Annotated in this window: 29 protein-coding genes; 8 read left to right on the top strand and 21 right to left on the bottom strand. The window is 31.8% G+C overall.

Annotated elements, in window-relative coordinates:
• Positions 1 to 49: 49 nt before the first annotated feature.
• Positions 50 to 805, bottom strand: coding sequence for a helix-turn-helix domain-containing protein (locus tag FLACHUCJ7_RS16365; RefSeq protein ID WP_180909638.1), 756 nt, complete (start codon positions 803 to 805; stop codon positions 50 to 52).
• Between the two features lie 326 nt (positions 806 to 1,131).
• Between FLACHUCJ7_RS16365 and FLACHUCJ7_RS16360 the strand changes: the two genes are divergently transcribed.
• On the top strand, positions 1,132 to 1,923 hold the full coding sequence (locus tag FLACHUCJ7_RS16360) for a DUF5995 family protein (RefSeq protein ID WP_180909637.1): 792 nt from the start codon (positions 1,132 to 1,134) through the stop codon (positions 1,921 to 1,923).
• A gap of 105 nt (positions 1,924 to 2,028) precedes the next feature.
• Here FLACHUCJ7_RS16360 and FLACHUCJ7_RS16355 read toward each other — a convergent pair whose 3' ends face one another.
• From FLACHUCJ7_RS16355 to FLACHUCJ7_RS16330, 6 genes are all read right to left on the bottom strand, one after another.
• Entirely contained in the window at positions 2,029 to 3,468 is a 1,440-nt protein-coding gene (locus FLACHUCJ7_RS16355; RefSeq protein WP_180909636.1) for a hypothetical protein, read from the bottom strand.
• 246 nt (positions 3,469 to 3,714) lie between these two features.
• Positions 3,715 to 4,308, bottom strand: a complete 594-nt coding sequence (locus FLACHUCJ7_RS16350; protein WP_180909634.1) for a class I SAM-dependent DNA methyltransferase — start codon at positions 4,306 to 4,308, stop codon at positions 3,715 to 3,717.
• 56 nt (positions 4,309 to 4,364) lie between these two features.
• Entirely contained in the window at positions 4,365 to 4,799 is a 435-nt protein-coding gene (locus FLACHUCJ7_RS16345; protein ID WP_180909632.1) for a hypothetical protein, read from the bottom strand.
• Positions 4,800 to 4,811: 12 nt separating this feature from the next.
• Positions 4,812 to 5,231 carry a hypothetical protein gene (locus tag FLACHUCJ7_RS16340; protein WP_180909631.1) on the bottom strand — a complete coding sequence of 140 codons (420 nt, stop codon included), beginning with the start codon at positions 5,229 to 5,231 and terminating at the stop codon, positions 4,812 to 4,814.
• A gap of 101 nt (positions 5,232 to 5,332) precedes the next feature.
• Positions 5,333 to 5,833 carry a DUF3859 domain-containing protein gene (locus FLACHUCJ7_RS16335; RefSeq protein WP_180909630.1) on the bottom strand — a complete coding sequence of 167 codons (501 nt, stop codon included), beginning with the start codon at positions 5,831 to 5,833 and terminating at the stop codon, positions 5,333 to 5,335.
• A gap of 64 nt (positions 5,834 to 5,897) precedes the next feature.
• On the bottom strand, positions 5,898 to 6,281 hold the full coding sequence (locus FLACHUCJ7_RS16330) for a VOC family protein (protein ID WP_180909628.1): 384 nt from the start codon (positions 6,279 to 6,281) through the stop codon (positions 5,898 to 5,900).
• Positions 6,282 to 6,546: 265 nt separating this feature from the next.
• Here FLACHUCJ7_RS16330 and FLACHUCJ7_RS16325 point away from each other — a divergent pair, with 265 nt between their 5' ends.
• Positions 6,547 to 6,870 carry a hypothetical protein gene (locus tag FLACHUCJ7_RS16325; RefSeq protein WP_180909626.1) on the top strand — a complete coding sequence of 108 codons (324 nt, stop codon included), beginning with the start codon at positions 6,547 to 6,549 and terminating at the stop codon, positions 6,868 to 6,870.
• A gap of 3 nt (positions 6,871 to 6,873) precedes the next feature.
• Here FLACHUCJ7_RS16325 and FLACHUCJ7_RS16320 read toward each other — a convergent pair whose 3' ends face one another.
• From FLACHUCJ7_RS16320 to FLACHUCJ7_RS16310, 3 genes are read right to left on the bottom strand one after another with little or no spacing between them, the layout of a single operon-like run.
• Complete coding sequence (locus FLACHUCJ7_RS16320) at positions 6,874 to 7,140, bottom strand: hypothetical protein (protein WP_180909625.1); 267 nt, start codon at positions 7,138 to 7,140, stop codon at positions 6,874 to 6,876.
• A 7-nt stretch (positions 7,141 to 7,147) separates the two neighbouring features.
• Positions 7,148 to 7,696, bottom strand: a complete 549-nt coding sequence (locus FLACHUCJ7_RS16315; protein WP_180909624.1) for a hypothetical protein — start codon at positions 7,694 to 7,696, stop codon at positions 7,148 to 7,150.
• Positions 7,697 to 7,747: 51 nt separating this feature from the next.
• Entirely contained in the window at positions 7,748 to 8,242 is a 495-nt protein-coding gene (locus tag FLACHUCJ7_RS16310; protein WP_180909622.1) for a DUF2314 domain-containing protein, read from the bottom strand.
• 366 nt (positions 8,243 to 8,608) lie between these two features.
• Between FLACHUCJ7_RS16310 and prfA the strand changes: the two genes are divergently transcribed.
• Complete coding sequence (prfA, locus tag FLACHUCJ7_RS16305) at positions 8,609 to 9,685, top strand: peptide chain release factor 1 (RefSeq protein WP_180909620.1); 1,077 nt, start codon at positions 8,609 to 8,611, stop codon at positions 9,683 to 9,685.
• A gap of 390 nt (positions 9,686 to 10,075) precedes the next feature.
• Here prfA and FLACHUCJ7_RS16300 read toward each other — a convergent pair whose 3' ends face one another.
• From FLACHUCJ7_RS16300 to FLACHUCJ7_RS16255, 10 genes are all read right to left on the bottom strand, one after another.
• On the bottom strand, positions 10,076 to 10,450 hold the full coding sequence (locus FLACHUCJ7_RS16300) for a hypothetical protein (protein WP_180909618.1): 375 nt from the start codon (positions 10,448 to 10,450) through the stop codon (positions 10,076 to 10,078).
• Between the two features lie 30 nt (positions 10,451 to 10,480).
• Positions 10,481 to 10,840: a hypothetical protein gene (locus tag FLACHUCJ7_RS16295; RefSeq protein WP_180909616.1), complete on the bottom strand. Its 360-nt coding sequence runs from the start codon at positions 10,838 to 10,840 to the stop codon at positions 10,481 to 10,483.
• Positions 10,841 to 10,876: 36 nt separating this feature from the next.
• On the bottom strand, positions 10,877 to 11,161 hold the full coding sequence (locus FLACHUCJ7_RS16290) for a YtxH domain-containing protein (RefSeq protein WP_031453429.1): 285 nt from the start codon (positions 11,159 to 11,161) through the stop codon (positions 10,877 to 10,879).
• A 49-nt stretch (positions 11,162 to 11,210) separates the two neighbouring features.
• Positions 11,211 to 11,363: a lmo0937 family membrane protein gene (locus FLACHUCJ7_RS16285; protein WP_007811479.1), complete on the bottom strand. Its 153-nt coding sequence runs from the start codon at positions 11,361 to 11,363 to the stop codon at positions 11,211 to 11,213.
• A 30-nt stretch (positions 11,364 to 11,393) separates the two neighbouring features.
• A complete protein-coding gene (locus FLACHUCJ7_RS16280) occupies positions 11,394 to 12,014 on the bottom strand; it encodes a porin family protein (protein ID WP_180909614.1) in 621 nt (206 codons plus the stop codon).
• Between the two features lie 14 nt (positions 12,015 to 12,028).
• On the bottom strand, positions 12,029 to 12,610 hold the full coding sequence (locus tag FLACHUCJ7_RS16275) for a DUF4142 domain-containing protein (protein WP_180909613.1): 582 nt from the start codon (positions 12,608 to 12,610) through the stop codon (positions 12,029 to 12,031).
• A 139-nt stretch (positions 12,611 to 12,749) separates the two neighbouring features.
• Entirely contained in the window at positions 12,750 to 14,534 is a 1,785-nt protein-coding gene (locus FLACHUCJ7_RS16270) for a sensor histidine kinase (RefSeq protein WP_180909611.1), read from the bottom strand.
• An 11-nt stretch (positions 14,535 to 14,545) separates the two neighbouring features.
• Positions 14,546 to 14,995 (bottom strand): response regulator, encoded by a 450-nt coding sequence (locus tag FLACHUCJ7_RS16265; protein WP_078228279.1) that lies wholly within the window; start codon positions 14,993 to 14,995, stop codon positions 14,546 to 14,548.
• Between the two features lie 20 nt (positions 14,996 to 15,015).
• Positions 15,016 to 15,567 carry a helix-turn-helix domain-containing protein gene (locus FLACHUCJ7_RS16260; RefSeq protein ID WP_031453434.1) on the bottom strand — a complete coding sequence of 184 codons (552 nt, stop codon included), beginning with the start codon at positions 15,565 to 15,567 and terminating at the stop codon, positions 15,016 to 15,018.
• A 149-nt stretch (positions 15,568 to 15,716) separates the two neighbouring features.
• On the bottom strand, positions 15,717 to 15,902 hold the full coding sequence (locus FLACHUCJ7_RS16255; protein ID WP_180909609.1) for a CsbD family protein: 186 nt from the start codon (positions 15,900 to 15,902) through the stop codon (positions 15,717 to 15,719).
• 253 nt (positions 15,903 to 16,155) lie between these two features.
• Here FLACHUCJ7_RS16255 and FLACHUCJ7_RS16250 point away from each other — a divergent pair, with 253 nt between their 5' ends.
• The 3 genes from FLACHUCJ7_RS16250 to FLACHUCJ7_RS16240 all read left to right on the top strand — a co-directional run bounded on the left by FLACHUCJ7_RS16250 (position 16,156) and on the right by FLACHUCJ7_RS16240 (position 20,255).
• The gene (locus FLACHUCJ7_RS16250; RefSeq protein ID WP_180909607.1) at positions 16,156 to 18,339 is read left to right on the top strand and encodes a DUF5723 family protein; all 2,184 of its coding nucleotides are present in this window, start codon (positions 16,156 to 16,158) and stop codon (positions 18,337 to 18,339) included.
• A 112-nt stretch (positions 18,340 to 18,451) separates the two neighbouring features.
• Entirely contained in the window at positions 18,452 to 19,279 is an 828-nt protein-coding gene (gene pyrF, locus FLACHUCJ7_RS16245) for an orotidine-5'-phosphate decarboxylase (protein WP_078228855.1), read from the top strand.
• A gap of 175 nt (positions 19,280 to 19,454) precedes the next feature.
• Positions 19,455 to 20,255 (top strand): ABC transporter substrate-binding protein, encoded by an 801-nt coding sequence (locus FLACHUCJ7_RS16240; RefSeq protein ID WP_078228270.1) that lies wholly within the window; start codon positions 19,455 to 19,457, stop codon positions 20,253 to 20,255.
• 331 nt (positions 20,256 to 20,586) lie between these two features.
• Here the strand turns inward: FLACHUCJ7_RS16240 and FLACHUCJ7_RS16235 are convergent, their stop codons facing one another.
• Positions 20,587 to 22,131 carry a hypothetical protein gene (locus tag FLACHUCJ7_RS16235; protein WP_078228269.1) on the bottom strand — a complete coding sequence of 515 codons (1,545 nt, stop codon included), beginning with the start codon at positions 22,129 to 22,131 and terminating at the stop codon, positions 20,587 to 20,589.
• A gap of 154 nt (positions 22,132 to 22,285) precedes the next feature.
• Here FLACHUCJ7_RS16235 and FLACHUCJ7_RS16230 point away from each other — a divergent pair, with 154 nt between their 5' ends.
• Positions 22,286 to 23,461 carry a 2-isopropylmalate synthase gene (locus tag FLACHUCJ7_RS16230; protein WP_078228854.1) on the top strand — a complete coding sequence of 392 codons (1,176 nt, stop codon included), beginning with the start codon at positions 22,286 to 22,288 and terminating at the stop codon, positions 23,459 to 23,461.
• 42 nt (positions 23,462 to 23,503) lie between these two features.
• Complete coding sequence (gene leuB, locus FLACHUCJ7_RS16225) at positions 23,504 to 24,622, top strand: 3-isopropylmalate dehydrogenase (RefSeq protein WP_078228266.1); 1,119 nt, start codon at positions 23,504 to 23,506, stop codon at positions 24,620 to 24,622.
• Positions 24,623 to 24,768: the final 146 nt, after the last annotated feature.

Here is a 24,768-nt window from a genome sequence, read left to right as displayed (position 1 = left end):
TAAATTAATTTTATCCCGATTGGCTTTTCTGCATTATGTCAGGACAAAATTATGGTTGTTTCAGAACGGATAATAGTATAAATCGGTCATCTTTATTTTTCAGCAATTCACTGGGTACAACGCCGGAGAATTTTTTTATTTCTTTGATGAAATGCGTTTGATCTGTGAAGTTTAACTCTGGAAAAAGTCTGCCTTTTGCAATATGTTCTAATGATGCTTTGAAACGCAATATTTTACAGAAAGCATTTAATGAAAGACCAAATTGCTTATTGAAATAACGATTGATTTCCCGGCTGCTCCAGGCTATTTTTTCTGAAAGTTCCTGTACTTTTATTTCACCATTTGATGCGTAAACCAGTTTAAAAAGTTTACGTTTTCTTTCGTCAATTTCTTTAGGTAAAAGTTCTTTTAGTTTTTTTGCTGTTTTGGTATAAAATGCTTCAAAATCTTTTAAATCGTCGTTGGTAATATCCCAAAAATCTTTTGGTAAAACTTTCGCACTATTCAAAATATCGGCAATAGAAGTCTGCAAAAGATATTCGGCTCCCAGAGGTTTAAAACTAATTTTAAAAGCCAGTGTATTGGACGGAATAACTTGTTGTTCAGGCACATTTTCAAGACCAATAAGTGTAATTTGAAATGCCTCCGAGTGGGATTGCATAAAAAATAAATCAATTCTTCCGTCGGGCATTAAAACAACCTCCATGTCTTTGTTTGACGGGTTATGAAACATTCCAATATTTTCTACAAAGTCAAGAAGTGAGTAGTCTGGTTCTATACCTTTGTAGTAAAAGTCATTGTTCATATTTGATGTTTGTATGTAAATTGTTGTAACAAAGTCAAATTTATTATAAAATATTGAAGGTTGTTTGCAAAATAAAAAAGCCAAAAGAATCTGAACCTGTAGCTTTTTTGCAAATTCTTGTTGTAAAAGGAAGGAACGATTAGCTCCCCTGATGCATTATAGATCGTTGCGGTATAATAGTTTAACCCGGTAATCATAAGATTTCCAATAAAACAATATTCTAAGGTGAGTATTAAAAATAACAAGATATTTACTTCAAATAAACTTTTTTGAAAGATTAAAATAATTATATTCGCTTATGCTAATTTAATCTTAACCAGCTATAAATGAATATAAAACAAGCTACTACAATAAATGAAGTCATTCAGTTATTGGATGAAATAATTGAAACATCAAAACTGGAACAAAGTTCTATAGGTTTGTTTACTATGCTATATCGTGAAGTTACTGTAAGAATCAAAGAAGGGATTGCTGATGGTTCTTTTCAGAATGGAGAGCGGATGGAAAAACTGGATGTAATTTTTGCTAATCGATATCTAAAGGCGTATTACCAGTATAAAGCGAAAGAAAAAACATCAGACTGTTGGGAATTCTCCTTTAAGCAGGCAGAAAGTTTTTGGCCAATAGTTGTTCAGCATTTACTGTTGGGAATTAATGCACATGTAAATCTGGATTTAGGAATAGCCTCGGCTGAAGTTAGTACGATTGAAAACATAAAAGATTTAGAATCTGATTTTAATCAAATCAATATCATTCTTAGTAATCTGGTAGAGCATGTCGAAAAATGCTTAATCAAAATTTGGCCAACACTCGCAATTATACTAAAATTATCAGGCAAAATTGATAACTTTTTTATAGATTTTAGTATGAAAACTGCTAGGGATGGTGCCTGGAAATTTGCAAATGAATTTGTGACTACTTCGGAAGACCAAAGAGAAGCCTCTACACAGAAAAGAGATAAAAGAATTGCCGAAATCGCCAGATTGGTTTCAAATCCAGGATATTTTGTAAGTGCTGTTTTCAAGTTCATTCGTTTATTCGAAAGGGGAGATGTTGCTCAAAAAATAATGAATTTGAAAATAATTGAAGAAAAAAAAACTGAGTGTGTGGTTATTTAGTTTTAAATAATCAATTTCAACATAAAAACCACAAACTTTCGCTTGTGGTTTTTTTATATTTAAATTTTAGATTTGCTTTAATAACTAAAGTGATCATCCATTTAGTTATCTTAATTTTTGTCGCAAATTATAATCGTCCATGATTTCCTTAACACTTTCCTGTTTAATTTGCTTTCTGGTTAGGCCTTTCAGGCTTCCTACATACCCATTAAAAACATGGCTAATATAAAGGGGAGAAAGTTTCGATCTGTGAGAGGCATTATGACATGAGAAGCAATTAACCAGACTATCGACTGTAACCTGATGTATTGATTTCGGGCCAAATCCTACCTGAACATAGGTTTCCATCGTAATATTGTAGGCTGCAACAGAACCTCTGGTCAATTTTCCGGGTGTAGATTCTGAAAGAGTACCACTTAGCGAGTCTAATAAAGCAGCTTGTTGCTGAGTCGTATTGTATCCTTCTGTATTGATCCATATTGAACCATTGTAAAAATAATTATTCCAAATACCTTTCAACTGTTTCTTAACACTTTGATTAATGGTACGAATATTATTAAAGTTCTCCGAGCCATTTTGACTTGTTTTCATGAAAAGCTGAACATCATGAGAACCTTTCATTGCCTTTTCAACCGGAACACCATGTTTATAAACCGAAAACACATCAGTATAAATCCCGTTTCCAGACGTTATATTTGTAATTGTTGAAGTACTGCTTTTATTAAAAAAGGGATAATCTACAGTACTGGTAACAGGTGCATCAGTCGTTGGTGTTGCTTTTGACCAGTCATAAGCAGGAGCAAGGTTTTCATGCTCAAAAGTAGCCCATACAAACTCCGGATGGTTCTCTACAACTCCTACGACATGCATTCCTAAAAGTGCAACTTTGGTTTTTACTCCATTAATTACTCCCTGCGTAATAAAATAAGAAGAAGGATCTTTAAGAACACTCGCATCAATCCAGGAGGTTTTAAGTTCTAATGAACCTACAGCAAAAGTGATGTCTTTTAAGCTAGTAGGGTCATTTTTTGCTATTGGACCATATTTTAACATTGTATCGTGCATCTTTTTATCCATGAATATCGAATAATAAACCGTAGTAGATTTTGGAACACCAGATGTATAATTAGGTGTTTTTAAAATATCAGTAGAAGAACTTGCCTGAGCAGTATCCGTTAAAACAATTCCGTTAGCAGGATCTAATCGCTGACCTGTTGCACTCACCTGGATCAGCGATGTCATAAATGATGGTACTCCATTGACCTCATTGGTCAGCCAAAGAAATTTTTGCCAGGACCACTGGTGAAAGTCACAATTGGTTACCGTTGCATTGTTGGCAAATACGCTTGTTGGGCCTTCATTTGGCGCAGGAGTTTGTCGGGTGTTGTTTACCATCGTAAACCAATCGGAAGGAGCCAGGCACTCAGTAGCTGCGGTACTGTTTTGTGCAGTTGTATAATCATCTTTGTCTCCTTTTGAATCCTTTTTACAGGCGCAGAGTGAGATTAGCGTAATTAAAAGTAATACCTTTTTTGTCGTTTTCATAATGGTTTTCTTTAGTTAATTTTTGTAGTTATATCTTTTGGAGACCTGAAACTAAACAATTAAGAAACTGACTGCTGAAAAAATGTATTAAGCCTTCAGGATTTAGGTACAAAGACAAGAAAAATGGGTATAAGTAAAATAGCATAAGGTACGATAGTTCTAATATCTTAGCAGAGGCAGTTTACGAATACGACTCAATAGAATATTGTAGCTGCTTATTTTTTGGCAAGAGCGGAGTATTTATTTTTACTTTTTTCTTGCCAGCACAACCCAGTCCCGCTGGTCTTTTTCTTCGACAAAATTTTCAATTGAATATACGATATCAAAACCTAGATCTTTCATTAAGCTGAGAACAAAATCTTTTGACAGGCAGCTGTAATAAAATTGCTCTCCAAACATTTTGTCAATATGTTCGTCTTCTTTTTTTCCGTGGGTAAAAAGAAAATAACCTCCGGGAGCTAACAGGTGATATACTTTGTTGTAAATTTCTATCTGGCGTTCTTTTGGGAAATGGAAAAGCGAGTCCCAGGCAATAACTCCGTTAAACTTTTCATCTGATTCAAAATCAAAAAAATCGCAAGTACAAAAGACTACGTTATTAATACCGATAGATTTGGCTGCTTCTATCATTTTAGCCGATAGGTCAATTCCTGTTATGGAAAAATTACGGTCAGAAAGATATTTTGCTATTGGCATTCCTGTTCCGCAACCAATGTCTAAAATAGTTCCTTTTGAATTTATATAGTCAGCAAAGTCTATGATGGGTTTGTTTACAATAGTATTATTTCTGGCGTTGATCCAGCTTTCAATAATTTTATTGTATGAGTCTTTGTTTGTCAAAGGTTTATGGTATTTATAATTAAAAAAATCTGCGCTATTGGGTTTATAAGGCAGATTTATAGTTTAAAAATATCAATTCTTCGCATCCACGAGATTTCTGATTCCAAAAACGTAAGTTTTGTTTGGACTATTTTATCACTTTTATCTCTCGGATTTTTAGTAACAAATCTCGCTGTAGAATTATTAAAATCCAACGTATATTTTGCATCAAAGTCTTCTTGTTTATTCGAAAAAAATGTAACCAGATTGTCTTTTGCACTCCATTTTCCTTTTCCGTATTTATTTACTTCAGGTGGAATTCCTTGTTTGATATTTGAATAATAATGAAAAACGAATGTTCCGTCTTGATTTAAGGTCAGTTTATATTCAAATACATGTTTTCCATCAGTGTCAACCAGTGAACGCTCGTAATTACCAACGAATTGATTTGATTGTGCGAACGAGTTGAAGGTGAAAATTAAGAGTAGGGTAGTGATCTGTAGTAGTTTCATGGATTAGATTTTTTATTTATAGTATGGAAAAACCCAAAGGTCATAATGATCAGGAATATAGGTAGAACAATCTTCTATTTTGCAAATCTGAAAGGAGCGAATCACATTTTCATAAGTAGTTTTTCTACTAAATTTTAAATGAATCCCCTTATTTGCATCTTCAGCTTTCATTATTTTTTGAATTTCAAGCTGAAACAGATTCAGGATACTATCATTATATTTTCCATTTCCGTTAAGTTGCAAATTAATTATTGATTTTGTTTTTACATATTCTTCTAATGTAAATCCCAATCTTTTCTCAATATCTTTATCACGATAATCAATATGAGTAGCTTTTTCTGCGAATGTATTATTTCTAAGCATCCATAAAAAACATGCAGCAACAAAAATCATAAAGAATGCTCCGTAGATATAAAAGGATTTTGTTTTCATTTAAATGGTATTAAATAGCTGACAAAGCGTTGTACTTCAGCAGAAACACTTCGCAGATATGGTAATTACGACTTTTAAGAAGAAAGCTTCAAAGAGCAGTTTTAATACAAAACAAATGTCTTACTATAAACGCGTTTATTTTCTATAAAAATATTCATTTGCCAATTGCCTTTAATCAATTCATAAGGCTCATCTAAACTGTAAGATGAGGCTGAAGGGATATTGGTTGGTCTTTTTGTTGTGTATCTTATGCTTTTAAATTTTTCGCCTTTATCGTTTGTTATTTTTTCAGGATAAATCCATTCAATATCGATGTTAATGTCAACAGTATCTTTGGCAGTAACCATGTAAACAACTCCAAAATTTGCTTTTTTAACAGCCTCAATTGAATCTGTTTTTTTTATGATCTCAAAATCTTGTAACCAGCCACGGGTTCCTGTTGGAGAGTTCTTAAGTTCTTCGGTTTTTCTGCCTTTAACATTTGCTTGTCCATAATCGAGCTCTTTAAAATCTAAGTTTCCATAAGTTTTAGATTTAACAGTTGTCTGTGAAATGATTGTTTGTAAAATAAAGAAAGAAAACAATGTATAAACGATTTTCATATTATATTGGGTTTAAATTTAGTACGTAATTATGTTGGTTTTATCAAATCAATCCGGATAGGGACTAGTATTTATTTATGTTAGCTCTTTTTTGCAAATTAAAAACGGTACCTGAAGGACCCATAATCCAATGCATGTCTTTAGGGATTTTCTCAATATCATCACAGATTTCTACACCGTTTTGTTTTAAATAATGTGTAGCTTCTTCAACATCAGGTACCGTTAATTGTAACCAGGTTTCAGAATGGGTATAATTATCTACGCAATCTAACCAAATAATATTATTTCCAAATTGCACCGAATGTGTTTTAGAAACTGTCGGGTTATCTATAGCCACTTCTTTAACTTCTAATTTTAGAATGTCGCGGTAAAAAGCTACTGTTTCCTCATATTTGTGTTTAGGAAGCTTTATTGCAGTATTAATTCCTGCTTCAAATTTTGTTTCCATAAATTTAAATATTAAGTTTTACTTTTTTTTAGACGAATTGTGAAATATATCTTGTCATCTATGAAAAACTAGTGATAAAAACAACAAGAAATGTTTTATATACATAACAAATATAAGATCTTTCGTCTAATATTTTATAGGTCTAATAAACACAAAAAAAGTTTTTAATTCCCTGACTCAGATATCGGTTGTATACACTCGATTGTATACAATCACTTAAGAGTAATCTATTATTTCTAATTTCGTTTTGAATAAAATCAAAATCATGGAAATACAAAATAAAGAAAGAGCGGCACAATTATTAGAATTAATAGATAAAAAGAAGTATTTCAAAAAATTAAAATCAGACAATAAAATTGGTAATTCGTTTGACGTAACACTAAAAGTATCCGGTTACAACCAATTAAACTTAATGGTTTCAGATTTGCTAAAAGCAAGTATTCTTTTGCTTCATCATGATTCGCCAAGTTTGCCAATTCATACCGTAAACACAGATATTAATGTAATGACTTTACTTGAAATTGCCTTGCAGCTCTTGCCGGAAGATGAAATGGAGTTATTGGATGAATTGCATAAGCTTCAGTTGTGATTTTTAGGTATAAAAAAGCGCAAAGCCAGAGTTTGCGCAACACTTAGAATGAATAATTACCAGAGCAGGTATTGGTGCCAAAGAAAAGTCCTTTTTTGCTCTTTCGAAAGCTATTTCTTTTTCTTTCGCTGTTTCAGCTTTATGACATGATTTAATAAAGCTAGAACTTTCTTTAATGTGCTTGTCAGAACACATCTGGAAAAAAGGTGAGAAGAAAATCAGCATACTTAAGCTTGCTAAAAAACGAATTATATTTTTTCTGTTTTTCACAATAATGTTATTTAAAATGCTCTATAACGCCTGTTGTGTGATTTTGTAATTTTACATTATAATATTTCTTATATATATCTTCTTTCCATTTTTCAAATTCTGTATGCAGTTGGAAAAATAAATTTTCAGATTCATTTTCAGGTTTTACTTTTTTAAGAAAGATACCTATTCCAACATTATGTGATTTTTCATTATGATTAATAACAAAATGCTCATCTTTTGAATCTTCCATAAATGTGTCAGCATATAAATACTTCAATTTTAACTCTTTTAGATTAATTAATGACACAATTAAGTTTTTAATTTCTATAGGGATTTGTGATTCAATTTGCTTTTCAATCTTTTGACTATATGAAGTATCATTCTTTTTTTTATTATTTCTTAAATAAAAACTTAAATCAATTTTGCAGTCAAAATATATATCTATAAAAAATGCAATTCTAAATAATCGTTCAGTCCATCCATCGGAATAAATATAGGAAAGTACATATTCTTCATTCAAAACATAATTACCAGTTGAATCAAATTTTTGAATATCGATCTGTTTAAAGTTCATTTTTACTTCTTTTTTTAACAATATCACACAACGGCTGTTACAAGCCGTTTCTTATTTAATTATCATTCCACTTACTTTATCAAACTCTTCTCTTTCCTTGTCGGTCATTCTAAGACGCAATAATTTGATTGTATATCCGCCTTCTAATTCTGAATTCTCAAGATACATCCAATCACTAATGCGATCAGATTCAATTTTTACGGTGTCGCCTTGCCTAACTTCAGAGGTAAATTCCGGAAGATTGTCAATGATTCCAAAATATTCATTCTTTTTTTTGAATATGCTGTTTACCCAAATGTGCTCATTTCCTTTATCATAAGGAAAAGTCATTTTTATACCAAACCCATTATAATTTGGATTTTTAGATTCTAGAGCTTTATAGAAATGTGGTAAAGTTTGTTTGGCTTTTTCAATTTCAGTATTTATTTCTGAATCGACTTCTTCAACCATATAAATTGTAGGTTCGTTTTCTCTCTGCAAGGAATTATCTTTTTTGCAATTGATTAATGATAAAGATAAAATCAAAGTAATGAGGATTCTTTTCATAGGATTTGTTGTGAAATGGCTTGTAACTTGTTTATATGGTTGATAAACATAGGTAATATTTAATTTACGAATGTATAAATAAATTAGCATAACTCATATGGGGACTTTTAATTAGTGATGCTTCTAATGTTCTTACAAGACCTGGTGTTCCTAGCCCTGATAGCAGTGGCATCCTTTTTAGGCAAACGATAATACTTAATTAAACCGAAAATATTCTGCCTAAAAAGATATAGCGGATAGCAGGAACCAGCTCCTGAAAATCATTAAACTTATTATTAAATTTCTCATCAAAAAACACAAAAAGTTAAAGATAGAATTTTCCACAAAAATTTTGTAATTTTGCAGTCCAATAAAAGGAATTAGAAAATGTTAGATAGACTTCAATATGTAAAGCAGCGTTTTGATGAGATTTCGGATTTGATTATTCAGCCGGATGTTATTGCTGATCAAAAACGTTATGTACAGCTTAATCAGGAATATAAAAGCATTAAGGCTTTGGTTGAAAAGAGAGAAGAATATATTCTTGTTTTGGCCAATATTGACGAAGCAAACGAAATTATTGCTGACGGAAGCGATGCAGATATGGTTGAAATGGCCAAAATGCAATTGGATGAAGCAAAGGAGCGTTTGCCACAGCTTGAGGAAGAAATCAAATTTATGTTGATTCCTAAAGATCCTGAAGATGCTAAAAACGTTATGGTCGAGATCCGCGCCGGAACGGGTGGGGATGAAGCGAGTATTTTTGCAGGTGACTTATTCAGAATGTACACTAAATATTGCGAATCGCAGGGGTGGAGAACTTCTGTCGTAGATATGAACGAAGGAACCTCAGGAGGTTTTAAAGAGGTTATCTTTGAAGTTTCCGGAGAAGATGTGTACGGAACTCTGAAGTTTGAAGCAGGTGTTCACCGTGTACAGCGTGTTCCGCAAACTGAAACTCAGGGTCGTGTACATACATCGGCTGCAACGGTTATGGTTTTGCCGGAAGCAGAGGAATTTGATGTTCAGATTGATATGAATGATGTTCGTGTAGATTTTTTCTGTTCATCAGGACCTGGAGGACAATCGGTAAATACTACGAAATCGGCTGTTCGTTTAACGCACATTCCAACCGGATTAGTGGCGCAATGTCAGGATCAGAAATCGCAGCATAAAAATAAAGATAAAGCCTTGAACGTTTTACGTTCCCGTTTATACGAACAGGAATTGGCGAAGAAAGAGGCTGAGGATGCTACAAAACGTACTTCTCAGGTAAGCTCAGGTGACCGTTCTGCTAAGATTCGTACCTACAATTACGCTCAGGGACGTGTAACAGATCACAGAGTTGGTTTGACACTTTACGATTTAGGAAATATCATGAATGGTGATATTCAGAAAATTGTGGCTGAACTTCAGTTGGTGAACAATATGGAAAAACTGAAGGAAGCTTCAGAGATTTATTAATTTTGAGGATCTGAATGCTGAGAGACTAAGTTTATAAAGTTTTTTACGTAATATATAGTAGGCCGAACTTTTGTTCGGCCTTATTTTTTAGAAATTAATTGTACAAAAAAAAGAGACTCTTTCAACTTTGTGAAATAGTCTCTTTTTCGGTTGAGATAAAACAATTATGGCTTAAAAATAAAGCCTGGGGTAATCTCAGAACCTTAAATATATAATAATGTATTAACTGTTTAACCGTTTTTTATAGCAGAAACGTATAAAGCGAGTTAGATACCTAAAAAAACTCTTGTGTATTCAAAACATTTATAAAAATTTGAGTAAATGTAAACACCATTTTTGATTATTATTTCGTTTATCTTTTCCATAATACATATATTTAAGTTTAAACAATTAATCTTCGGATGTTTCGTATTGTGAGGATTCTTTTGTACTTACATTTTGATGCTGTGGTTTTGATACCAAAGTCGTGACAGCCAGCTGTACTATAGATCCGAAAATATTTTTGAATGTCGAATCTGTTTTTCCTATTACCAGTTTTTTTGCCAGATAACCTATACCTATGCTTATGGCTGACTGAGCAATATCGCTTTTAAAACCAATAGTTTCATTAATTTCTTCAACTGTGTTTCGAATTAGGTTAAGAGGTTTTAAATTCTCTTTAATTTCATCTATTTCATCCTTAATTTCACACCATTCCTTGTCTTGCTGAGCTTCTAAAAATTTAATTTTTTGATTTAATGAATCAATGGTGTAAATAGTTTCCATAACAGTCTTTTTTATTTATTAATCATTTAATCAATTTTTAGATTCTTTTAAAATATTCGAAACAATCATGTTTCCAATAGGTGTTTTAATCAGTTTATGTTGTGTTTTATGTAGAATCACAGCAACTAGTAAGTAAAACACTGCAAGTGCAAAAAAACCATAATAATATTCACCAAGTTCTTTTCCAATCCATAAACTAAGTCCAATATTAAGAAACAAAGTAAAAAATGCAACAACAGCGCCAACCGCTATCCGTGATGTTAATGTTGATAAAACATCTGCAGTTGCTGATACCGTTTTGAGTTTAATTAATTCCAAACTCGTTTTGGTATAGTTTTCTGCTTTTTCATACATATTCAGGTTTTCGTTTGTTGTTGCATTAGTTTCCATGATATTGGGTGTTTTTATGGTTTAAAAAAGTCACTTTTAGTAGTTGGTTTTCACGGTTTTTGCTTCATCTTTAATCGAATTGAAGTCGTCTTTTACCTGATTGAATTTTGCTTTTCCTTCTTCGATAATATCTTTACCGTTTGTACTTAATGTGCTTAAAATGCCATCTACTTTACCTTTAAGGTTATCTCCGTAATCTTTTGATTTGTCTTTGATTTTTTTTCTGGTTTCTGAACCTTTATCCGGTGCAAATAATACTCCTAAAAATGCTCCTGCCGCTGCGGCTCCTAAAATTCCTAAAATTGTGCTACTAGTTTTCATAATATTTGATTTAAAAGATTAATATAAAATGTTTAATATTGTTTGATTTTTAAATTTCGCGACCTTTAATAAGTCTGAATAGTATTGCTATAATGGCAATTACCAATAATATGTGAATAATACTTCCTGCGCTGTATACAAAGAACCCTAAGGCCCAAAGTATGACAAGAATTACTGCGATTGTATATAATAGATTTGACATGGTTTATTTATTTAAGGATTAATTAAGCTTTTAATTTAATTTATATGATAAGTATAAACTTAAGTTGCTGTTTTTTAAATCTGATGAATCATCTCCATCTTTAACGATAGTTGTCAATCCGTAGTTGTAACGTACTCCGATACTTATTGGGCTAAAATCTAATCCAACACCAGCGGCAATACCGGCATCAAACTTGTTAAAATTATCAGTATCAAATTCTTCTTCAAAATTGAAGGATCCCTCGCCTGTAACTTTAGAACTAACAAGGTAAGAAGCATATCCACCTGCATGTATGTTAAAGTTTTTGGTAAGGTTTACTCTTACTAATAAAGGAACCTCAATATAATTTAATTTGAATTTTGCATTTCCTTCTATTAGAGCATTGTTATACTCTAATTTTGAACCTCTTGTAGTGAACAATAATTCAGGTTGAATTGCTACAAAATCGGATACTGGCAGTGTAGCATAAACACCGGCATTAAAACCAAATAAAACATTTTCGTCGTCTGCGTCATCTGTGTATAAATTAGACATGTTAAGACCTCCTTTTATACCAAATTCAGTAGTTACATTTTCCTGAGCCTGAAGCATACCAAATGATGCTGTCATAAAAAGTGTCAAGGCGTATAAATAAAATGATTGCTTTTTCATGTTAAAAAAATTAGTTAATAATTGTGATTTGATTTTGAGTTGATTTCTTTTTTAATCTTCTCTGTTTCTCTTAAAAATTCGTATTGTTTTGGTAAATAATGAGTAATCAACTTCAATACTGCTACATCACTTGTTTCTCGCGCGATAGATTCAAATAATTTTATCATTCCTGATAAGGATTTTATGATAGAATTAATGTAAGCATAATCAAAATCCATTTCTTTTTTTGCAGTAAGCTGATACAAATCTTTATTTGCAACTCTTGTGTTTATTTCATTGATTATAATGAGTTTTTCAACAGCTGTTTTGCTAATATCCTGCAGTAACAGATTTTGACTGTTTTCTATTTTAATACTGACACTTTTTATTGCGTTATTTAAACTTTTATTTTGTGCCAACTGAGTTTTAGAAATAATTGATTTTGTTATCTCTGCAGTTGCAGTAAAAAAATAAGTTTTAATTTCTTCCGGATTTTTTGTAAGAACGTATTTGTTGTCTACTTTTTTCAGATTTTCATTTTCATTACAGGATGAAATAGTTATTGTTGCAATTACTATAAAAGCTGTTTTTAAAAATGATGGTTTTGATAAGCACATCTGTTAAATTATTACTTCATTATTACATTACAAAGATGCTAAACAATAGTAAGGTTTGCTTTACAGCATAAAAAAGAAACGTTATATAATTCCCATTATGGAAAAAATATAACGTTTTAAGAAAGTCTTTTTTGGGAGGTTATTCCGGAAGAAATACTGTGAATACTGAGCCTTTACCCAGTTCACTGTCGGCAGTAATGTATCCTTTGTGATTTTCAACAATTTTTTTGCAAATCGCTAATCCGATTCCGGTTCCAGGATAATCTGTTTTGGAATGAAGACGTTGAAACAGTACAAAAATATTGTCTTTAAATTGTGGGTCAAAGCCCAGTCCATTATCTGTAAATGTAATTTTATAGAATTTTTTAAAGGGCAAATCGATCAATTCAGGATACTCATTTGATAAAATCTTATCGCAGTTAATATTGATTTGTGGTGCTGTTCCTGGCTGGCTGTATTTTAAGGAATTACCAATTAGGTTAATGAAGAGTTGTTCTATCTGATAAGGAATGACTTGGAGTTTAGGAAGTTTGTCAACTTTAATGTTTCCCTTTTTTTCGTCAATTATTACAGCTAACTCTGATTTGGCATTTTCCAGTAACTCATTCAGATCAGATTTAATGAACTCTTTTTTTGTTGTATTTGTTTTCGAGAACAATAATAAATCATCAATTAAAACTCGCATTCTTTTAGCGGATGTTTCAATCTTTAGTATATATTCCTTGGCACTGTCAGACATAGCCGCTTTGTCTGCATCGGAAATTCTCGAAATAAAAGTTTGAATTTTGCGTAATGGTTCCTGTAAATCATGACTTGCAACATGATTAAATGATGCTAATTCTTTGTTGCTTTTTTCAAGTTCATTATTACGTTCCTGAAGTTCAATATTTAGTAAATGTTCATCAGTGATGTCAAAATTTATACCCAATAGAATCTTACTGCCATGCTGGTCTTCAAGTAATTTCCCCGTAGATTTAAAATATCTGATTTCATCATTTGGTTGAATAATTTTGTAATATATAAAAGGGAGTTCCTTATTGTTAATTATCCCTTCCATTGAGGCTGCAATTGCTTCCTGATCTTCAGGATGTACAAAATTTAGAAAACTATCTTTGTTGGGTACGAAAGCGTTTGGACGAAATCCTAAAAGACGAAATTGATTATCAGAATAATCTATTTTGTCAGTGTCTAAATCCCACTGCCAGGTACTAAATTTACCAATAACTTCAGATTCAGCTATTAAACCGGATGAGATTAAAAGCTTTTTGTTGTATATTTTTAAGCGTTCTAAGTCTTTGCTAATTTGTCGGTAAGCTAATAAAATAAAACTTAAAGCGACTAAAAACAATGAAATTGAAAGAATAGGACCGAGAGAAATTTCTTCGTCGTATTTTTTTAAGCTTTTTTGTAAAAATGATTTTTCTATATCATTCATTTCATCCACCTTAAAACGAATGTTCTCCATTAAAATACGGCCTCCGAACATATGATTGTCTAATTTTCTTTTATCATAAGTTTCCGGAGCACTGTATTTTAAACAATTCTCAAATGAAACATAGCGCTGAATAATTAATTTGAATAATTTATTGAGGTTTTGTTTTTGTGTTGGATTGTCAGCAGTAAGTTTCTTTAAGGCAATAAAAGATGTGTTTACCTTGTCGCGGGAATAAAGATATGGAGTAAGAAATCTGTGATTGCTTGTAATCATAAAACCACGCTGACCGGTCTCTGCATCTTTTATAGCCGACATCAGCCGCTCAAGCTCTATGTTTATTTCATAGGTGTGCATGAGCAGCTTGCTGGATTCGTTTAAATCGCGGTTGTGTTTGTAAGCTATTGAAGAAAGAAAGAGTAAAATGAAAATAGCTATTATAAAAATAACTCTCAAATAGTTTGAGGAATTAAACTTAGGTATCCATTTCATTATTATTGCAATTATTTAAGACTTAATAAGAAATTATCACGATTTAATCCTGATGTATGATAATGCCAATTTAGCGTTATAACTTCGTTAATAATTTTTTTAAGTGCATTAAAGTCACTTGGTTTTTTTATGTAAATATTTGCTCCTTCAATAAATGTATCTTCAATATCCTCATCAGAAGATGATGTTGAGTAAATTGCAATTATAAGGTTTTTAAGGTGTTCTGTTTTTTTTATTTCGATCAAACATTCTTTACCTGTTTTTTTAGGCATGTTTAAATCCAGAAATAAAATATCAGGCAATTTAGTGTCCGGGTTCATTAGATGTTCCATTAACTGTAAGCCATCGAAAACAAATTCGACATTGGTTTGTACTTTTACCTCTTCAAAAGCATCTTTAAAGAAAAGTCTATCGTCTTCGTCGTCATCAGCGAGTAAAATGTGTAATGCGTTTTTTTGCATTGATTAAAGGTATTTGGGTTTTATTTTAAATTTTCTCTTCGTTTTTTAATAATTCTCAGAAATGCCGAAGGGGTTATTCCGGTTGTGTTTTTAAATTGAGTACTTAAATGTGCAACACTTGAATAATTCAGTAAAAAAGCAATTTCGGTTAAACTCATTTCATTTACAATCATTAACTGTTTAGCTCTTTCAATTTTTTGAATGATTATAAAATTTTCAATAGATGAATAGGTTACTTCAGAAAATACATTTGATAAATAACCATAACTATGATTTAATTTGTCAGCCAAATAAGCAGAACTTTTAAAGTTATTATTGTCATCAGTATAAACTAATTCAATAATTGCATCTTTTATTTTTTGAACCAGTACACTTTTTTGATTTTCTACTACTTCAAAACCAAAAGGACTTAAATCGTTTTTAAGGGCATCTAATGCTTCTGTACTAAGATTCTCTTCAAGTTCAATTTCTCCAAAACCTAAGGTAGAAAAATTTAAATTTTGCTCCTCCAGTTTTTCTTTGAGAAAAAGTGTGCAAATTGTATTAATATCAAATTTTATAAATAATTTCATTTTGTAAAAAAATATGTTTAAAGATAACTAATTTATTTGGTTTTTTGAGTTAATTCGAGCTTTTAGGAAATGTAAAACTTTAAAGTTTGAAAATCAAAAAAATACCGCCTAATTTAAGTTAGGCGGTATATTGCATATTTTGAGATGATTTATAAATCTGATACAATTTTATCCCATTCTTCTTTTGTTTTACCTAATTTTTGCTGGATTTTACCGTATATTTCATCTTCTTTTCCTTCTTCATATAACAAATCATCATCAGTCAAATCGGCATATTTTTGTTTTAATCTTCCTTTGAACTCGTTCCAGTTTCCTTTTATTTCTGTTGTATTCATTGCTTTTATAATTTTAAAGTTTATATAGTATAAAATTCAAAATTTCGCTCTTGGTTTGTGTTATATAAATTATTAAAACTATTTCATAATTCACATTTTTTCTTTTGTACAGAGTGCGTTTTGGGTTTTTTAAAAGGACAGGATTATTCTACATAATAAGTATAAGATGTTACATCAAATCAATGTTTTGGTAATACCAATTTAAATGTAATGTTGTAGTTTTGCCGTCAATTAAACTTAAAACCCCGATTTAATGAAAAAACAATTACTTATTCTATTAATTTTAATGACATCCTTTGCGAGTAAAGCGCAATCTTATTCAGGTTATTTTCATGATAATTATGCCGGTGTACAAAGTGTACTTTTTAATCCTGCGTCAATTGCTGATTCCCGTTTTAAGACCGATATCAATTTGTTTTCTGTCAGCACGGCTGTTAGTAATGATTTGTATGGTGTAAAACTTTTTGATGTTTTTAAAGACGGTTATGATTTTGACAGTCAATCAAAAATGACCTCGTCAAACGCAAACAATGCTCTTATCAATTTGGATATTATGGGGCCGTCATTTATGTTTAACATTGCTCCAAAACATACATTGGCACTTTTTACCAGAGCAAGATCTGTTACAAATCTTAGAGATGTTAATGGTAATCTTGTTGATCAGGTTAAAGATGGATTAGATCAGTCAAACAGTTTTAGTTTTAATGTTGGTAGTCCAAACGGAGCATCACATGCCTGGGGAGAATTAGGAATTTCCTATGCAGCGGTTCTTTTTCAAAAAAATCAGCATTTCTTAAAAGGAGGTTTAACTGCTAAATATTTGCAGGGTGTTGCAAATGGTTATATTCAGGGAAAAAATGCAAATGCAGTATTTATCGAAAACCCATTAGATCCTGAAAATAGTACTTTAATTACTAATGGAGAATTAAAAATTGGCGGAAGTCAGGATTGGGAAGCTAATGAGGATTATGAATTTGATATAAATTCAAGCGGAGTAGGCTTTGATTTTGGACTTGTATACGAATGGAGGCCGGATTATGAAAAATATGATCTCAGCAAGGCTAAACCTGCAGATAATAATTTTAGAGATTTAAATAAATATAAAATACGTTTCGGATTATCGGTTACGGATATTGGTTCTATAAATTATAAAAAATCAAAACAGGATATTTACGATATATCAGGTACTCTTACGCAGCAAATGATTGATGATACAGATAATTTATATGATCTGTTAAATGATCGTTATACAAAAACTTCAACTTCAAAAGGAGTAAAAACAAATTTGCCTACAGCACTTCACACAGATGTTGACTGGAATATACACAATAAATTCTATCTGAATCTTAATGGAGATATCAGTATGGTTTCAAACACAAAATTAAACGCAACCAGTATTGCTGACAGAGTAAGTTTAACTCCCCGTTATGAAAGCAGATGGTTTAGTTTTTATGTACCTGTTACCTGGATGGAATATAGCGGAACTCAGATAGGTACAGGATTGCGTGTAGGGACTTTCTTCGTTGGGTCTGGATCTGTTGTGTCTAATTTAGTTTCTAAAGAATCGAAAGCAGCTGATTTTTACGTTGGGCTTAAGCTTCCGGTTTATGAGAAGAAATTTAAAGATACGGATGGAGACGGAGTTATAGATAAAGAAGATGGGTGTAAAAAAATAGTGGGACCAATTGAAAATAATGGATGCCCATGGCCAGATACAGATGGTGATAAAGTTTTTGATAAAGATGATACTTGTCCTGAAATTGCAGGTCCTTTAGAAAATAAAGGATGTCCATGGAAAGATAGCGATGGAGATACATTATTAGATAATGTTGATGCATGTCCAACAGTTTCCGGTCCGGTTGAAAACAAAGGTTGTCCATGGCCGGATAAAGACGGTGATACGATTTTAGATAAGGATGATGCCTGTCCGGATGTTGCGGGGTTAATTGAAAATAAAGGATGCCCGGTTTTAGATACTGATAAAGATGGAGTTGCTGATAATGCAGATGGTTGTCCGTTAGTAGCGGGACCGGCAGAAAATAAAGGTTGTCCTGAAGTTAGCAAAGCTACTTTGGCACAATTGCAGGTTGAAGCAAAATCTATTTTCTTTACAACAGGTAAAGCTACATTAAGTGATGCTAAAAAAGTAGAAACTTCAGGAAGATTTGATGCTATCAAAGAAATTTTAAAAAATTATCCAAATGCTAAGTTTGCTATTTACGGACATACTGATAATGTAGGAAATGCTAAGGCAAATCAAAAGTTGTCTGAAGAAAGAGCAAAAATTATTATGGATGCCTTAATTGAAAAAGGAGTAAATCCGGCTAACTTAACCTCACAAGGATTTGGAGCTTCAAAACCGGTTAAACCTAATAATACAGCTGCCGGAAGAGCTGCAAACAGAAGAACTGAAATTGTTTATTTAGGTAATTTCTAATAACAGTTGAATATAAATACCAAAAGCCATTCTTAATTGAGTGGCTTTTTTTATTTTTGCATACTTTCAAAAAAGAATCATTCTTAATATTGGAAGAACTAAAAAATCACCAATGACCACACAACAACTACACGAACAAATACTTCAGAAGAAATCATTTTTATGCGTTGGATTAGATCCTGATCTGGATAAAATTCCGTCACATTTGTTAGAAACAGAAGACCCTATTTTTGAGTTCAATAAAGCGATAATTGATGCGACACATGATTTGACTGTAGGATATAAACCCAACACAGCTTTTTTTGAGGCCTATGGTATAAAAGGCTGGATATCGTTGCAAAAAACGATCAATTATATAAACGAAAACTTTCCGGAAATTTTTACTATTGCGGATGCAAAACGTGGCGATATTGGAAATACTTCCAGCATGTATGCAAAAGCTTTTTTTGAAGATTTGAATTTTGACAGCGTAACTGTTGCTCCATACATGGGAAAAGATTCTGTTGAGCCTTTTCTGGCTTTCGAAAATAAACATACTATAATGTTGGCTTTAACTTCAAATGAAGGTGCTTTTGATTTTCAAACTCTTACCGCGAATGGAAAAGAATTATATAAGCAAGTTTTGGAAACTTCTAAAACATGGAAAAATAGTCATAATTTAATGTATGTTGTGGGTGCAACCAAAGCTGAATACTTTGCAGAAATAAGAAAAATTGTTCCCGACAGTTTTTTATTAGTTCCGGGTATTGGAGCTCAGGGTGGAAGTTTGTCAGAAGTTTGCAAATACGGGATGAATGATAATGTAGGGTTATTGGTAAATTCTGCCAGAGCTATTATTTATGCTTCAAAAGGAAATGATTTTGCTGAAAAGGCGAGGGAAGAAGCATTGTCTGTTCAACAAGAAATGGAAGAGATTCTTAGTTCCAGGTTTCAAGTTTAAAGTTCAGGTTGGCAGCTACACTTTGAACATAATTTTGCCACAGAGATTCACAAAGTTATACTAAGATAATTTTAAAATTGTTTTATAAAAAGCTTTGTCAACTTTAAATACGATAATCTCTCTAAAGAAACTTTGCGAATCTTTGTGGTAAAAATACTAATCAGAAACAAATCAAATGAAACAACTCAGAGATCAAATTGGTACGTTGCATTCTTTTGAAACACCCCCAAAACGCATTATTTCGTTAGTACCATCTCAAACAGAATTGTTGTATGATTTAGGTTTGGAAGAAAAAATTACAGGAATAACTAAATTTTGCGTTCATCCCTATCATTTAAAAGCAACTAAGAAAATCGTTGGCGGAACTAAAAAAATCCATTTGGAGAAAATAAAATTATTAGAGCCAGATATTATCATTTGCAATAAAGAAGAAAACACAGAAGAAATTGTAAACCAATTAAGCAAAATATGTCCTGTTTGGGTTACAAATATTGTTTCTGTTGAAGATAATTTTCAAATGATTTCAGATTTTGGGCAGCTTTTTAATTGCAGGACCGAAGCCCAAAAGTGGAATGATAAATTGGCTTTTGCTTTAAGGGATTTCAAAAAATATGTCCAGGATATTTCTATTAAAAAAGCAGCATATTTTATTTGGAAAGATCCTTATATGGTAGCCGGTAATGATACTTATATAAATGAGTTATTAAAGTTAAATCATTTTAAGAATATCTACGAAGATAAAGGACGTTATCCCGAAATAGAACTTAAAAAAATGCGATTGGAAGGTGATCCGGATGTTGTATTTCTTTCCTCAGAACCATATCCTTTCAAAGAAGAAGATGCTTTTGAAATAGGGCGCTTCACTCATCATGCCAAAACTATTTTTGTTGATGGTGAGATGTTTTCCTGGCACGGAAGCCGGTTATTAAAGGCTTTTCCATATTTTAAATTGCTTCACGAAAGATTGAAAAATTAGTTTAAAGTTTTTCTTTGTTTCAAGTTTCAAGTTGTTGGAGTGTAAATTTAACAGCAAAGCGCGCAAAGTTTATATCACACAGCTTTGCATGCTTTGTGGTTAAATAGTGCAAAGTAAAGCAACCTCAAACTTGAAACCTGAAACAAAATAAACCATATAGATATAAAAAAAGAATGCCGGCATCTCGAAGACGCCGGCATCATTTAACTAACCAAAACCAAAATAATAAATAACCAGTTTATTACATTACAAATGTCCGACATATATCTTTCCTTTGCTGTTAAGGTTTTGTTATTACTTTGTTGGATATAAGTTAAGATTTTTAAAACTGTTAACGGCTGCTAAGTTTTGCCTTTTCTTTAATAATATCAGCAATTTTTCTGTTTTCAATTTTGCTTTCCAGCCATGATATTATATCCAAATACAGAAAAGCTCTTTTTTCATACGTGTTTTTTTCTAATTCAATAAAACGTTCCCGCATTTTGATAAATTCCCTTTTAATATCGGCTGGATAGAAATTATTAAGGTTTCTCATGAATTTAATAATTTCCTTCTGAACTTCATGCAGGTCATTCATTTTCAGTAAAAACTTATAGGTACTTTTGAGGTGATTCTCCAGATAGTAATCCTTGCCTAACTCGTAATGTGCTATTAAGGACAGGAGTCTTGCAAAACACATCAAATCTTCACGCATTGTCAGGTTTTTATTATTGATGATTTTATCTAAATAGTAAATCGAATCGTTGTATTTTTCATTTCCAAAATAGATAGATGCAATTTTGTAATAAAATAACATTTCGTGATGTTCATCAAGATGTTCGTTGTGAATTTTTATTTTCTCTAAAATTTCAGGAATCAAATATTCGCTTTCGGCAAATGTACCTTCAAGAATATGATAGTTTAATTTATTATTATATACATACAGAAATGATAGTGATGCGATGTTATCATTTGCAGGAAATTTATCATCATTAATTGTCTCTTCTAAAAGCGTTAGGTATTTCTTAAAATTCGATTTATATTTCAGCATATAAAGCGATTCTAAAAAGTAATGATTTCCCTTAAGAAAAAATACCGGATTTTGGTAAATCATATTTGGATTATCATAAAACAACCTGACCCATTTATATGCGTATTTATAGCTGGCAAGAAAATCCTGAACAAGAAAACTTCTCCATAAATTGGCATTGTAAAACCAATATTTTTCACGGAAACCAAACTTGCTTTCGTCAAGTTTAGAAATGTGCTTATTGAAATAATCATCAATATATTTATACTCCTCATCGCTTTTTACATAACCGGTCTTCAACATAATTCCATAAAGCTGTAATGATAAATTAGATAACTTACTGGAGATTGTATTTCGATAATTCAATTCCTTTGCCTGAATGACCAATTCATCGGCACGGCCCTGAATACTTCGTGTAATATATTGGGATTCGATTAATTTTTCGAATTCAACAATTTCATAAGCCATTAATTTTTCATCGTTTTCAAGTGCAGTGATTTTAGTTTTATCCAGGATTTTCAAGCTCTGTTTGTATAATCCTTTATTGTATAGAATAACAGCAAAATCAATTTGTTCCCGCAATTGATAACGAATATTCTGGCTCGGAATATTCAAGCGAATACTAACTAAAATCTGTTTATATAAGTATGATTTTAAATTAGATAACTGAACTTTTTTGATAATGCCGTTTTTAAGAATAAGCTTTTCATCGTAAGTTTCAGACTTATCCAAAATATTAAATAACTCAATGAATTTAGTATTCGAACTCGTTTCTAAACGGCTTGCAAAAATTTTAAACTGTCTTTTTTCGGATTTAGAAAGGGATTTAATCAGTACAAATAAGAAATCTTTTTGATGGTTAGCCATTGTAAAATATAATAATGTAACTTATTGATTTTTAATTGTTTAACTCATTATAAATTGCGTTATGAACAGTATAATTTCATTAAAATGAATTTCATACTGAAGAAGTACAATATATATTTGTTTCAAGATGTGAAATTACATTAAATAAATGAATATGAATAGAGAGAAAGTTCAAATTTTTGACACCACTTTGCGTGATGGTGAACAGGTTCCAGGATGTAAGTTAGATACCAATCAAAAATTGGTTATTGCAGAAAGACTAGACAAAATGGGAGTTGATATCATTGAAGCAGGTTTTCCTGTGTCAAGTCCGGGCGATTTTTTATCGGTCTCTGAGATTTGTAAAATTGTAGAAAATGCAACCGTCTGCGGATTAACAAGAGCCGTAAAAAATGACATTGATGTTGCTGCAGCTGCCTTAAAGCATGCTAAGAAACCTAGAATCCATACCGGAATCGGAACTTCACAATCTCATATCCTCCATAAATTAAATACTACTCCGGAAGATATTATTGCCAGAGCAAAGTATGCTGTAGCACACGCAAAATCATATGTTGAAGATGTTGAATTCTACGCAGAAGATGCTGGTAGAACTGATAATGCTTTTTTAGCTAAAGTGTGCGAAGAAGTAATAAAATCAGGTGCAACCGTTTTAAATATTCCGGATACAACAGGATATTGTTTGCCTGAAGAATACGGAGCAAAAATAAAATATTTAAAAGAAAACGTTAAAGGAATAGAAAATGTAATTCTTTCCTGTCACTGTCATAATGATTTAGGAATGGCTACTGCAAATTCAATTTCAGGAGCTATAAATGGAGCACGACAAATAGAATGTACTATTAATGGTATTGGCGAGAGAGCAGGAAATACAGCACTTGAAGAGGTAGTGATGATTTTTAAACAACATCCTTACTTAAATTTAGATACAAATATCAATACAAGAGAATTGAACGAAATGAGTCGTTTGGTTTCTGATAGTATGGGAATGATAGTACAGCCAAATAAGGCAATTGTGGGGGCAAATGCTTTTGCTCACAGTTCTGGAATTCATCAGGATGGTGTGATCAAAAACAGAGCTACTTACGAAATTATGGATCCTTTGGATGTAGGTGTTAATGAGTCTTCCATTATTTTGACTGCAAGAAGCGGAAGAGCTGCTTTAGCATACCGAGCTAAAAAAGTAGGTTATGAACTTACGAAAGTGCAATTGGATATCGTATATGTTGAATTCTTAAAATTTGCAGATATTAAAAAAGAAGTTTTAGACGAAGATATTCATCAGATTATTGAAGCTTCCAAGATTCAGGGAGATTTAATTAGAAGTTAATTTAGAAAAAACAGATTTTAAATACATAAAGAACGAGGCATTATGAATTTGAAAATAGCAGTTTTACCAGGAGACGGAATAGGACCGGAGGTAATTGCACAAGCCAAAAAAGCGTTGTATGCAATTGGCGAAGTGTATAATCATGAATTTGTTTTCGAAGAAGCTCTCATGGGAGCAATTGCTATTGATAAAACAGGAAAACCGCTTCCTGAACAAACACTGAATCTCTGTTTAAATACTGATGCTGTTTTGTTTGGAGCTATTGGTGATCCAAAATATGATAATAATCCAAATGCTAAAGTTCGTCCTGAGCAAGGGTTGTTAAAGCTACACAAAGAATTAGGGTTGTTTGCAAACATCCGACCAATTAAACCTTATAAGTCATTAATTGACGCATCTCCTTTAAAAAGAGAAATTATAGAAGGAGCTGATTTTACTATTTTCAGAGAATTAACAGGTGGTGCTTATTTTGGAGCAAAAACATTAAATGAAGAAGGAACACATGCTTCGGATTTATGTGAATATTCGGAAGAAGAAATTGCCAGAATTGTACATCTTGCTTTTAAAGCAGCGCAAAACCGTCGTAAAAAGTTAACAATGGTGGATAAAGCAAACGTTTTGGAAACCTCAAGGTTGTGGAGAAAAGTTGTTCAGAAAGTTGGTGAAGAATATAAAGATGTTACACTGGACTTTTTGTTTGTGGATAATGCGGTAATGCAACTGATTTTAAATCCAAAACAATTTGATGTGATTTTGACAGAAAATTTATTTGGAGATATTTTGTCTGATGAAGCAAGTGTGATTACAGGATCAATAGGTTTGTTAGCTTCGGCTTCTTTAGGTGAAAAAAATGCGCTTTTTGAGCCAATTCACGGTTCGTATCCTCAGGCAAAAGGGAAAAATATTGCCAATCCAATAGCTTCTATTTTGTCGGCAGCAATGTTGTTAGAGCATTTTGGACTGTTTAAAGAAGCAAATGTAATTTATAAAGCAGTTGAAAAGGCAATTGAATTTAAGGTAGTTACAATAGATTTAAAAGCAGATTCAAAATTTGGAACTAATGAAGTAGGGGAGTTTGTGTCAAACTTTATTTTCAGTAAAGATGATTTGCTCTATTTTAATAATGATAACGTTCATATCGGACAATCTACGATTGTTTAATATTTTTTGTTAAATGTTGCAATAATTAACAAGAAGTGTTTGAAATGTTGAGATTTTATTTTTTTTTGTCCTATTAGTTTTTGTACTTTTGTGGCATCAAAAAAATAAATGATGCAAATCTCAATTATTATTACTTCTGTCATTGT

This window comes from Flavobacterium salmonis, from assembly GCF_903819435.1.
GTDB lineage: Bacteria > Bacteroidota > Bacteroidia > Flavobacteriales > Flavobacteriaceae > Flavobacterium > Flavobacterium chungangense.
This window is presented reverse-complemented; position numbering and strand designations above follow the sequence as displayed.